10 protein-coding genes are annotated in these 12,645 nt (G+C 36.7%); all 10 read right to left on the bottom strand.

From position 1 onward, the window contains the following. Window positions 1-42: 42 nt before the first annotated feature. The 10 genes from ACR9FF_RS02375 to ACR9FF_RS02330 all read right to left on the bottom strand — a co-directional run bounded on the left by ACR9FF_RS02375 (window position 43) and on the right by ACR9FF_RS02330 (window position 12,644). Window positions 43-984: a stalk domain-containing protein gene (locus tag ACR9FF_RS02375; RefSeq protein ID WP_435168700.1), complete on the bottom strand. Its 942-nt coding sequence runs from the start codon at window positions 982-984 to the stop codon at window positions 43-45. A gap of 20 nt (window positions 985-1,004) precedes the next feature. Next, window positions 1,005-2,024 carry a hypothetical protein gene (locus ACR9FF_RS02370; protein WP_435168698.1) on the bottom strand — a complete coding sequence of 340 codons (1,020 nt, stop codon included), beginning with the start codon at window positions 2,022-2,024 and terminating at the stop codon, window positions 1,005-1,007. Between the two features lie 49 nt (window positions 2,025-2,073). Beyond that, window positions 2,074-3,159, bottom strand: coding sequence for an acyltransferase family protein (locus ACR9FF_RS02365; protein ID WP_435168696.1), 1,086 nt, complete (start codon window positions 3,157-3,159; stop codon window positions 2,074-2,076). Window positions 3,160-3,267: 108 nt separating this feature from the next. Then, complete coding sequence (locus tag ACR9FF_RS02360; protein WP_435168694.1) at window positions 3,268-4,605, bottom strand: UDP-glucose dehydrogenase family protein; 1,338 nt, start codon at window positions 4,603-4,605, stop codon at window positions 3,268-3,270. Next, on the bottom strand, window positions 4,602-5,702 hold the full coding sequence (locus ACR9FF_RS02355) for a hypothetical protein (protein WP_435168692.1): 1,101 nt from the start codon (window positions 5,700-5,702) through the stop codon (window positions 4,602-4,604). Before ACR9FF_RS02355 ends, ACR9FF_RS02360 begins: the two co-directional genes overlap by 4 nt. Continuing rightward, the gene (locus tag ACR9FF_RS02350) at window positions 5,702-7,078 is read right to left on the bottom strand and encodes a sugar phosphate nucleotidyltransferase (protein WP_435168690.1); all 1,377 of its coding nucleotides are present in this window, start codon (window positions 7,076-7,078) and stop codon (window positions 5,702-5,704) included. The genes ACR9FF_RS02355 and ACR9FF_RS02350 overlap by 1 nt, the downstream gene beginning before the upstream one ends. 123 nt (window positions 7,079-7,201) lie before the next feature. After that, on the bottom strand, window positions 7,202-8,569 hold the full coding sequence (locus tag ACR9FF_RS02345) for a hypothetical protein (RefSeq protein ID WP_435168688.1): 1,368 nt from the start codon (window positions 8,567-8,569) through the stop codon (window positions 7,202-7,204). A 206-nt stretch (window positions 8,570-8,775) separates the two neighbouring features. Further along, window positions 8,776-9,918 (bottom strand): glycosyltransferase, encoded by a 1,143-nt coding sequence (locus ACR9FF_RS02340; RefSeq protein ID WP_435168686.1) that lies wholly within the window; start codon window positions 9,916-9,918, stop codon window positions 8,776-8,778. Window positions 9,919-9,954: 36 nt separating this feature from the next. Continuing rightward, the gene (locus tag ACR9FF_RS02335) at window positions 9,955-11,397 is read right to left on the bottom strand and encodes a flippase (RefSeq protein ID WP_435168684.1); all 1,443 of its coding nucleotides are present in this window, start codon (window positions 11,395-11,397) and stop codon (window positions 9,955-9,957) included. 32 nt (window positions 11,398-11,429) lie between these two features. Then, window positions 11,430-12,644 (bottom strand): glycosyltransferase family 4 protein, encoded by a 1,215-nt coding sequence (locus ACR9FF_RS02330; RefSeq protein ID WP_435168682.1) that lies wholly within the window; start codon window positions 12,642-12,644, stop codon window positions 11,430-11,432. Window position 12,645 lies beyond the last annotated feature (1 nt).

Genomic DNA, 12,645 nt, shown 5'->3' with positions numbered 1-12,645 from the left:
AGAAAACTCCCCCGACGGCCGAGCCGTCGGGGGAGTTTGGTTTTATTTCAAGGATGCAGCAAGATCGTTAATTTGCTTCATATAACCATCAAATTCCGTTCTATAGCTCGCAATAACATCTGTGCTATAGCCATTCTTCGTCAGCGCATCTGTCGTATCAGCGATAATCTTCTCGAAATCAGATTGACACTTGGAAATGGCTTGTTGCCCTTGGGACTTCAGAGTAGCTTTGGTTGTGTCATCTGTGGCCGCTAAGTATTGGAAGTACAAGCCACCCAAGGTGCTTTCGCAGCTTGTTTTAAGGGAAGCAAGCTTGGCTTCAGCACTGCTTGTAATCGACTCATAGCTTGGCTTCGTTTCACCAGAAGGGTCCTTACCACCAGTTGTACCTCCACTTGTTGTACCGCCACCAGTATTTCCGCCGCCTTGCGCCGCTTGATAAGCAGGAGACTCACCTGTAATGCTGTTAGTCTTCTGATCCCATTTAATATCTGTTCCTACCGCTTCGGACATGAAGCGCAGCGGTACATAGATGCTGTTGTTGATCGAATAAAGCGACTGACCTGTAGGAAGAGCTTTTGCCTGTCCATCAAAGACAAGCGTAGCTTGAACCGGCTTAATCGTAATGCTCTTACCAGCAGCAGGCTGTGCACCGCCAGCAGCTGCACCAGCAAGCAGCTTCGCAAGAGCTTCCTTCTCCGCTGCAGTGGGTTCGGAGACGGTAACTTTAGAAGTCTTTTGATCCCACTTCACCGACTTCTGCAGCGCGTAAGAGATGAAGCGAACCGGAATATAAGTACGGTCCTGATAAATGAAAGCATATTGTCCGTCTGGCAAAGCAAGCGACTGCCCATCAAACTTCAGGTTAACGGCTTGCGTCTTAACGGTAACCGAGCTGGATGCAGCACCGGCTGTCAGCGGCAGAACAGTACATAAAGCAACAATTAACAGCATGAGTGTGTAATGGCGTAAATTTTTCATCATTTTGATTCTCCTCTTGTTTATTATGATTTAATAGCTTTGGCAATAGCGCTAATCGCGGATGCTCGTACACTTTGCTTGCTTGCTTCATACTTCGCATTCCAATCCGGCATTGCACGGCTATCAATTCCTGCGTCAGCATAACTAGAGGCCGCTTGACTCACGATGCCCTGGAACTGCGCATCACAAGAGCCCTCGGCCTCCATGACTTTACCTAGATATTTATTTTGAAGATCCTCAACCGTAACTCCATCTGCGTTTCCAACGATCTGCTGGAGGATGGCGTTGCTTTTGGCCTTACAGGTTCCGGAAAGCGATGCTAATTGCGACTCTGTCTTGGAATCGATGGATTGCTTGACCTGCTTTAAATCAGTAGTAAGCTCTGGTGCTGGTGTTTTCTCAGGTTCTGTTGGCTTGCTGGTTTCGGCAGGCTTATCTTCTGATTTAGTTCCAGTATCGACGGGCTTCGATTGCTGAAGCTTCTTCCATGCTTCATTGTTTTCTTTCATCTTCTGTGGATCTCTTTCACCCACCCACTCAATTGGATAATCTGGGTTAAGAATATTAAGTCCAATTCCATATTGTTTAGTAATAGATTTCAGCAACTTAACTTCTTCATCGGAGAGTTTAGACAATAAGATATCACGAATTTTTTGCTTCTCTTCAACCGGTAAGTCTGTAGTAGCATTACCTTGAAGATAAGAAATTTGCTTCAAGCTAAGACCCGAGTTCAGTAGAATAGCTGCAACATCAAGGGCATCTACACTGTCGATCTTTTCACCGCCAATTAGCTGACTAGCTTTCTCGACTGGTTTCTCTATAATAGCTGGCAGCTTCTTAGGCTCTGACTTATTCTCAGTCGAGCCGTCAACTACATCACTGTTATGACGGGATGCAATATCTTTGAGATCAATAGATTTGATGTAATAGTACGTGACTCCCGTAAAGATCAAAGCGACAACAACAAAAAATGAAGCGGTACCGATTACCCACTTCATCCAAGGCTTTAGCTTCCGTCTCTGAATTTGTTTTGTAACTTCCATATCTGTGAAATCTCCTGCTCATGCGCAATTTGTATACTTAGTACTCCGCCTATCTACCACCCAGTAAAAATTTATTAGTAAACCTAAAATGCTTAATAATTTCAGTGACAGTATAACAAATTGTTAATACTGTTATCGTTTCAACAATTAGCATTAATAAATCAGGCTCACCGTTTTTAGTCAAAGGCAATAAGATTTTAACATTAATAAATATTGTACTTATCATGTAAATGCCTAATGAATTTTGACCAATTAATGAAATAGTCCTTTTCAACAACACAACAGTGCGATTGTTACTGATTTTATTAAAAAGTATTAATACGCAAATCATAAATCCGCTGCCAAAAAAACCAATTATCCAACGATATAAATCCACGAACAATTGATATAGCATGTCTTCTTTCTGATATATTGCTATCTTACTTGTATAAACAAAAGAATCATAATTATAAAAAAATAGCAGTCCGAAGAAAATCAAAGATATTAAGAACAATCCTAAAATTTTCAGCCTAATTGATAAATTGATTAATTTGCTCCCTAAGCAAAACTTATTGAATGCGTAAGCTGAAACAAAATAAACAAACATATATTTATAAAGATATAAGTTATAGTTATCAGGTAAAAATAAAAAAGAACATATTATCAAACAATACACATACAGACTATCATTTAGATACTTATTAACTAATATAACTATTATAGAACAAAACAAAATCGCCCACAAAAACCATAAGTTATATACTATCGATGAAACAAACCCCTCAATTGTATCGACTGAAAAACTCATCTTTTGAATTAACAATAATAAACTTTCGATTGCTGTACATGTAACTATGGGTACTACTAATGTAATTACTCTATTAAAAATTAAGTTCTTGGACTCATATTTTTTAATTGAATTCCAGAACAAATAACCACTAACTAGCATGAAAAGAGGCATATGAAAACTATATATGAAAATAAAAAGCTGATTACCAAAAAATCGCTCACTATGATAATAACTTATTCCTGATCCATATTGAATATTATGCCCTATAACAACTAATAAAATAGACACACCTTTTATTAAGTCAAGTAATATATTTCGTTTAGACTGAGTTGTAATAGTATTTCTTACTATATTAGCACCTTCCAAAGTTTTTCCTCCGATTAAAATATTATATTAGAAATAACAAATTACTTCCTACTATTAAGAGCGAAGGGGGGAAAAATCGTTGTATCTATATTCTTATTAAATATATATTTATAAGGATAATATAGGTTTTGTTTCTTTTACTCCATTGTTCATCTTCGGTCTTCCTATAGAATAATAAGCAAATGGCAATGCCTCCAAATCTTCTTCCCGATAAATATTACGACCGTCAATTAAGTTCGGCGTTTTTAGCCATTTTTGAATATCCGACAATGGGATATCAACAAACTCTTTCCACTCTGTTAGAATACACAGCGCATCCGCACCTTCAGCAGCCTCTTGGGCAGAAGTACAGTATTCCACCTCGGAACGGTCAAAGGCTTTTTCAAAGTTACTCGATGCAATAGGATCATAGGCTTTAACCAATGCTCCCCGCTCCAATAATGTCTCCATAATCTCAAAGGCTGGAGCGTCACGAACATCATCTGTTTCCGGTTTGAAAGCCAATCCCCAGATTCCAATCGTTCTTCCTGTAACGTCTCCGAGCAGTTCATCCAGCTTCCGAATAACATTAAAGCGTTGATCCCGATTCACTTCAACTACGGACTTCAACAGCTTGAAATCATAATCCATCTGTCCCGCGATCTGAATGAGAGCTTGCGTATCCTTCGGGAAGCAAGATCCGCCATACCCGATACCCGCCTTCAAGAAAGAGGAACCGATACGCCGATCCATCCCCATTCCCTTCGCTACTTCCTCCACATCCGCCCCTACCTTCTCACAGATATTGGCGATCTCATTAATGAAGGAAATCTTAGTAGCCAAGAAGGCATTCGAAGCATACTTAATCATCTCCGAGCTGCGCACATCGGTAATGGTAATTTGATCCGTTAATGGACGATGCAGCGCAGTAAGCATCTCAGCTGCACGCTCACTTTCCGTCCCGATAATAATACGATCTGGATTCAATGTGTCTTTAACAGCTGTTCCCTCTCGCAGGAATTCAGGAACAGAAGCAAAGTCGAAGGATTCCGTCGCATAATTTCGAATAATAGCTGCAACTTTCTCATTTGTTCCTACCGGTACCGTACTTTTCACAACGACAACTTTGTATCCATTAATGGCGCGGCCAATCTCCGCCGCCGCTTGCTCAATATAGGCCAAGTTGGCCTTTCCATCTGGCAAGGATGGGGTGCCTACAGCAATAATAATGATCTCTGAGGCATTCACGGCAGCAGCCAGATTCGTTGTGAAGGACAAGCGTCCCGCTTCCGTATTGCTTGCAATTAGTTCCTTAAGACCAGGCTCATGAATAGGGACTTCACCATTATTCAATAACTCGATCTTTGATAGGGCATTGTCTACACAAATAACTTCATTGCCCAGTTCAGAGAAACACACCCCAGAGACTAAGCCAACATATCCGGTACCAATTACCGCCAGCTTCATCCTAACTCACTCCCTACAATTTGTTTGAGATATTCAGCAATATGAACTGCTCCATTACGTTGCCGAGTATCTTCAAAGAAATGCTCTCTATCTATAAAGTCATGCATGTTGTCTGCCATTAATTGCCCCCACTCTATCATTCGATAGGGGTGACGATCTTGAAGAGCCCGAATCGTATTCTTATCTTCTTTCATCTTGCTTCGATGAAGCAGGAGTAATGGCTTCCAAAGCGCCACCGCTTCTCCAACCGTACTCCATCCCGGCTTACTAATAACAAGATCCGATGCTGCAACATAATTTTGCGACTCCGTGTAGGAAGCCGGAATAGCTATAATATTCTTATGCTCCACCTTCATGTTGCTTGACACAATAAAGAGGCAAGCATCGTCTTCCCACAGCTTCAACGCGGCCAATTCTTGTACATTTATACTCATTCCAATACCAAAATAGACGACTCTCTTCTGCCTGCCAGGATTAATGGTCTGTAAAATACGGCTTACTTCCTGCTGATCCACTTCCCTGTTGAAGAAATCCGCTTGAAAAGTTCCTCGTTGCCCCCAGTTCGGTTCAAAAGCACCCTCCAAACGAACAAAATAATCCATTGCAGCATAGACAGCAAATAATGGTTGGAGAGCAGAATGATTGATCATTTCCAAATAGGCCGTATACCAAGTAAAGTTAGATATTCCTAACGAGGGTATTTCAGCCTGTTTCGCAGCTGCAAAGGCAATAGGAGAAATATCTGAGATCACGAGATTGACCTCAGCCGTTCGAAGAAAATCTGCCTCCCTTGCCGCCTCATAGGGCAAGTTCTCCATATATCCGTGATACTTTGCTGCAAAGGCCACTGTGTCAGGTTCAATGCTGTCTGGCTGAAGAACATAACCCACGTCCGAGATGCATCTGCGATACTGAATGATCCCTTGATAGCCGGAAAGTGACGCCTGCATAAAGGCTAATACTTTGTCCGAAGAACATAGGACAAGTCTATAAGACTGCTCTGCAACTTGAAGCAAAGCACGAATGACAGCAATACTTCTTGTCGCGTGGCCATAACCATAATCGGAAACGTAATAAGCGATCGTTTTCGTGTTCATTATCTCATTGAAATATTAAGGCAGTGTTCGGACATCTCTGACCAGGTAGAGTACAGCTCCATCACCTTATCTTCATCCGAATATCCGCTATGGACAACAATCATCTCCATATCGGTAATTGCCTTAAGACTATGCAAAGTCTTCATTGGAATATGCAGGACATTACCAGCTTTCACTTTCATCGGCACGCCGTTCTGTACGAACTCCCCTTCACCTTTTACAACCGTCCATACTTCTTCACGGTTTAAGTGCATGAGATAACTAAAATTCCTACCCGCTTTGACTGCCACACGCTTCGTTATTACGGTACGACCATCCTCGTAACGCTCATCGTCCAGTATTCTGACCCAACCCCATTCCCTCTCCTCGAACATAGGGCCTTGATCATAATTAATAAAATCTTTAATCCTGGGACTTGCACTCTTATCCGTCACAAGAATACCATCCGGACTAGCAGCTACCACAACATTGGAAACTCCAAGTACAGTAACCGGAATCTCGAGCTCGTTAACCAGATGAGTATTTACACAGTCCTCACTGATCGTTCCTCTGCCAATCTGGCTCTGTCCCATCTCTTCCGTTAATGTATTCCACGTACCAAGATCCTTCCAATAACCAGCATACGGTACTACAACAATGTTCTTCGTCTTCTCAACAACTTCATAATCGAAGCTGATCTGCGGCAACCCATGATACTGCTCAACAAGCTGCTCATATTGAATCGGATAGCCCTTTTCCTTAAGAATGTTAATTAGATAACCAAGTTTGAATGAGAATACACCACAGTTCCACAGAGCATGCTGCTCAATTAATCCGACAGCTGCCTCTTCAGTAGGCTTTTCCTGGAAGTGACTGACTTTTAGAACACCATCAGATGCCTCTTGTTCACGTTCAGGAATAATATAGCCGTATTTGGCTGAAGGATATGTAGGCTTAACTCCGATCAGGGCTAAATCAGCTTGAGTCTGCTGAATGGTAGCTTCTAACTGTTTTACGGCATAAAAAAAGTGGCCCTCTACATAAGGATCCACTGGTAATATGGCTATAACTTCATCTAAATCAACATTGGCGACCGAGTATAAGTACGAGGCTGTCAAGGAAATAGCTGGAAAAGTATCTCTACGCTCAGGTTCAATTATAAGTGGGACGGATGGTCCGATCTGATTATACATCATCTCGATCTGGGCTTTGCCTGTTGCGATATAACTGGAATCAGCTAAACCATTGTCACTAATTTGCCCCCATACTCTCTGCACCATGGAGACGAGTTCTTGGTCTTCACTCTCTAGCACCTTCAAAAATTGCTTTGATCTAGCATCGTTTGAAAGCGGCCATAACCTCTTACCTGAACCACCTGATAATAAGACCAATTTCATAAGGCACCTCCGCACTCTATTATATTAACAATTTCAAATATCTTCTCGCCCTATTCTACACAATATCCATCAACATTTTTTTATCTTATTCTCAGTTTTACATAAAATTAAATGGCATCTTTATTATTGATTAAATTCTCTATGCATTAACTGAACATTCGGTTGTTCTTTGGACTGAATTATTGGCTCAGGTATTATATCTGAAAACATTAGGGTAGTCGATAAGACAAGTAAAAGTGTCAATGAATATTGTTCAAATATATTTGTATTAATAAATAATAAAACATTGGTTATTATAAATACACATACAAATAGCGGTCTATCTCTTGATTTATTAATTAAGTTTAAATATGTAAAAATAACTACCATAAAGATAATTGTGAATATCACAAGACCATATTGTGTGATTAGAGTGTTAAATGTCCCATCCATTATTCTAGATTGTACATCACTCATATTAAGCTCTCTATTTAATATGACTCCCGAATTTGTTCCATATCCTATTCCAGTTCCAATTAATAATTCCTTAGGGGTGCTTTTCGTTAGATAATCAATAATAACAAAAATACGTCCACCTGTTAAATTGGCTTCCACAGCACTCCCTCTGTTAGCTATACTCTCAGAAATTTTCAGAAAATATAGTAAGGCAAAAGGAAATAGAACCATAATTGCTAATTCAAGCTTATTTGATTTTTTATTTGTTTTATTAATAAACATAAAAATCGATGTCATAATTAAAAGAAGAAACAGGATAATAATCATTCGAGTACCTGTACAGATGCTTAAAGCAAGCAAACAAAACATTTCAAACAAATATTGTTTATTTTTCACTAATCTAAAATAAAACTTAATAACATATAAATACATCCCATAGCCTATAATATAAGCTGCAAAACCACCAGTATGCCCAAAAGTCCCTAACAATCTAAATTGCCCTAATGAAAAATATCCTAGGTTACTTTTTATTATGTACATCTGAATTAATACAACGATCAGTTCAATTATTAATGTAACTTTCAAAATGTTATGAAATTTTTTAACAAAATACTTATTAATAAAATATTTCCCAAAAAGTAACGAAACTAAGAAAAACAACATGCCTCTTATACCAGCTAGAACCATCCATACTGAGAATTTATCTGAAAACAGAAGTGAACCCGTACCTAAAGCTATTAGAATGATAAATACAGAAATTAAAACAACAAACATACGGGCTCTGTTTTTTTTTAGCAAGTTTAAACAGACAACGGCCAAAGCAATAATTACAAGTAATTCTTTTAGATTTCTAAAGTTAGCCAATGCTGAATTTATTCCCGTGTCATAATAAGATACTGCTGTCATTATGGGCACATTATGTATCGCAGCACTGATAACTTGTGGCAGATAAGCAAATACTGTTGATAGAAATGTTAATATAAATAGTGCCTCAATCATTTTGTTTGGTCTATTTATTTCCTTTTGATTTACCTTTATTAATTTTGAACTCACCATTGATCCACCTCATTGCGCCTAGTTAGCATCGCCAGTCTGTCTTCAACCTTTAACATCTAGACTTTTCTTTTCTCAGGTCGGCCTATTCAATATTCAACCATCGCACAGTTGATCAAGAACAATCAATACCAGATAATCAAATTCCTTTTAAAACCATGAACAATTTACTACCTATGGAACACTTTAATGAACAGAACTATTTTTAACTAACTATTTTTGAGAATACCAATTAACTTATCACCGATATTTTTCGGCAAATTATCAACACTCAACTTATGAGTTTCAATTTTTCTATGAGTATTAGAGTCATCATTTAACGCAGCTATTATTACCTTTGCTAACTGCTTAGGATCATCATTTTGGTAGTAATAAAAAGCATCGCCAGCAAAATCCTTAATGTCGGCAACTTCTGAAGATATTATTAAATTACCTGTTGCCATATATTCAAATACTTTTGATGGAAAAGAACTGTTACCAAATTGATGTTGACTTAACTGGCATTGAATTAAAATATCGGCATCGAGCATGTAACTTAACATACTTTCATAATCAATAAATCCTTTAAAATCAACTCTTGGATCGTCAATTGTAATTTTACCCTTTCCTGTGATAATAAGTTTAAAATCTTTTGTAATGTATTTTAAACTTTCAAGAAGAATTTCTATCCCTCTTTCTTTATCAAGTCCGCCACCATAGAAAATTATTGGCATTGATCTTTTACTTTTATTGTGCTTCTCCCTCATTAAATACAAGTTTGCATCAGTTACACCCCTGACTACGACACTCGGAACTGATTGCTTTTCAGCAAGTAGGGAGTTAACTGTGATTGCAGATGAGATATTTTTGGATACTACATCTTCAGTTAGTTTCATTAAAACTCTTTTAAAGCCTTTTACAGAATCAATATTTGAATAACCATCCTCATATTCAATTGTAATAGGAATATTAAATATCCTTTTCGCTAACCAGGCAGCCCATGCGACTTCTGGCTTATAATTATAAAAGATCAAATTATCTATGGATTTTTTCTTATGCTCTTTTCGAATCTCAAAAAACATAAACACTATAGAAACGATAGTACTTATCAACGGAATATCCAATATTGAGCAATAAACGACATCAATTAAGTTGGATTTCTCTTCTACTCGCTTGTGCCATTTAAAACTTTTTGAATTAACTAGGCCACTGGACAATACTTTAACACTAGCTCCCGCTGCTTCTAGAGATTTTTTTATTCCTAAAATTTTGTTGTTTGCAGGCTGTGAGTAGATATTTTGGCTATTCCGCAATGTTGCAATTTGAGTAGACATGTAATTATTCAAATAAATTATTTTTCTATTATTGCGCATTATTATTCCTCAATTCATGAAGATGACCACGTTTTTTTATTTTCGTTCCGATTTCCTTACAATTTTCTTTTTACTCCACCTAACCATCTCTATATATATTTCATCTTTTGTTACAATACAAAGCAATAAATATACTATTGCACCGATCGATATTTGAATAATTGTAGTAAGAATAGTTGGTGACATTCTATACGATATAATAAATACAATAAGAAACATTATTCCCGAATAAAAAAAGTAGTTTCTAAAGCTTCTTATAAGTGTTTTCATTGATACCTGTCTATTCATGTAGATGTACTGAATAACAACTGTTATAAAACTTGACATTAATGTTGCTACGGCTGCACCCAAAAAGCCCCATATAGGAATTAATATTATATTAGATATGAGATTAACAATTGCAGTGATAGTGTATGCAAGGGTTAAGATTCTGGTTTGATTTGTAGCAGTGAAATATTGCCTTCCAGAAACGCCTTCCAGCGAGTACGCAATAATAATTGGACTAATAATTATAATTCCATATATGACAGGTAAAAAATCATTCCCTAAATACCAAGGAACTAAACTTTTCGCAATAGCTATTAATCCAAATGTCATAGGGAAAGCTAAGAATAATGAGAATTTTGCTGATTTAATAAGGTAATCTTGTACTTTATTATCGTTACCCTTACTGAACTCATTGGCAATCCGAGGCATCATAACAGTACTTAATGCAGTTATTAAAGTTAGTATTACGGTAACGATTTTTTCGGCATTATCATAATAGGATAATTGACTTGTTTCTCTCGTGAAGTATTCAATCATCACTTTACCAAATTGTAAGTATAATAATGTTGCAACCATTGGCAAAAACAGTCTTAAAGATCCTCGGAGATGAACAATGATATTATTTACTTTTATTCTTGGTTTATCTACATAGAACCTCAACTGAGTAAATGAAAGTAGATTTGATACAAATACTGAAAGGCCAAGAATTAATAAATAAACACCCACATCATTGCTATTTTTTACAAATAAAAATATTCCAATCGTACTAAGTATCTTTGTTATTGCATTCTTTATAACAGCAACTTTCATATCTTCAAGACCAACAAAAATCCATGTACAATCAATAAACTGCGCTAAAAGATAAAGATAATATATAAAAAAATAGACAGTATACGATTTGTACAATATTGCAAAAACAAAAAATATTAATGTTCCTACTACTGTAAGGATTAATCTTAGAAACATGATCTCCCAAAATGTCTGACTCATTTTTGAGCGATTGTCACGTTCATAAGCAATTTGCCTATTCCCATAACTATAAATACCAAGTAACGTTAAGATACTGATAATGTAAGTTACTGAATTGACATAACTATATATACCTTGATTTGATGCCCCTAATACTCTTGCAAGATAAGGGGCAGTAATAACTGGAACAAGCATTGCGAACACTTGGTACAATATGTTGTATATATAATTTTTAACTATCATATTTTCTCCCGATGTCCACTGTCTCGGACAAATTATAGCTTTTCAAGCTCAAGATATACATTTTTAATCCCGTCTTCATATCGGCTCCATGTATAGTTTTGAACATTTTGAAATGCTTTTCTCCCCATTCTTACTAGCACTTCACGTTCTTTATTTAAATACTTAATATAATCTACTAATGCTTTAACGTCGCCATTCGGATGCACATAGCCATCTTCGCCATGAACAATAACTCCTTTACCACCTTCTGCTACTATACACGGCAATCCATATGTCATTGCTTCAAGTGTAACCATACCAAAACCCTCAAAAAGCGCTTCAAAAACGAATAAATCATGAGTACAGTACTGTTTATATATTTCTACATGTGGGACACTTTCAATATATTTTGCATTAGGGAGATTTTTAACTGCATTTATTAGTACGTTATCATGCTCAAAAGTTGGCTTCCCTATAAAAGTGAATTCTATATCCTCACCAATCAGTTGTTTAGCAGCTTCGATGATATACTGTACTCCTTTAGTCAGATTAAATGCTCCTACATACAAAACTCTTAATATATTGGTAGCTTTCCGTTCATTAATTCTATTGGTTATTTCCTCAATATTACTATTGGATATAATCGATCCATATGGTATTAAACGTAATTTATCTTCACTTACATAAGGTAAAAGAGAATCATATGATGCTTGTGATGCTACAATAATGACATTGGACATTCTAATATTTTCAATTTGATTTTGAATCATTTCGTTTGAAAACTTAGCATCCGCATACTCCAGGGGATAATTAAATTTACTTATTTCTTCTAACAACTTTTCTTTTTGGTATTTAGCAAAAGGCTGAATATGCTCATAAACTATTATTTTCTTTTGCTCATATGCCCAGCGAACTGTTCCATTTAAATAGTCCTGCAGCACATGAATAACCTCATGATCTTTAATAAATTTTTTACTCCAGAGCTGAAAAACTTTAAAATATAATAGTTCAAATCGTACGGGTATAAATTTATTAAGTAGGTATAACCCTTTTACTACTAACGATGTTCTTACAAATCGACTAGTTTCTCGATCTTCATAGCCTTCAATTTTCTTTTTTTGTTTTGTTTTTATAACCAATCTATCTAATATATCGCCTTTATAGTAGTATCCATATACTCCGATTACTTGGTTTGTATATTTAGCGATTCCCTTTAACGAGTAATACGAGTGATGTTTATATGGATGAAATAATGCAACTTTTTTCAAT

This window comes from Paenibacillus glycanilyticus (assembly GCF_051200795.1).
In the GTDB taxonomy this organism is placed as follows: Bacteria; Bacillota; Bacilli; order Paenibacillales; family Paenibacillaceae; genus Pristimantibacillus; species Pristimantibacillus glycanilyticus.
Note: the sequence above shows the minus strand (reverse complement) of the source record. Positions and strands in the feature narration are given on the sequence as shown.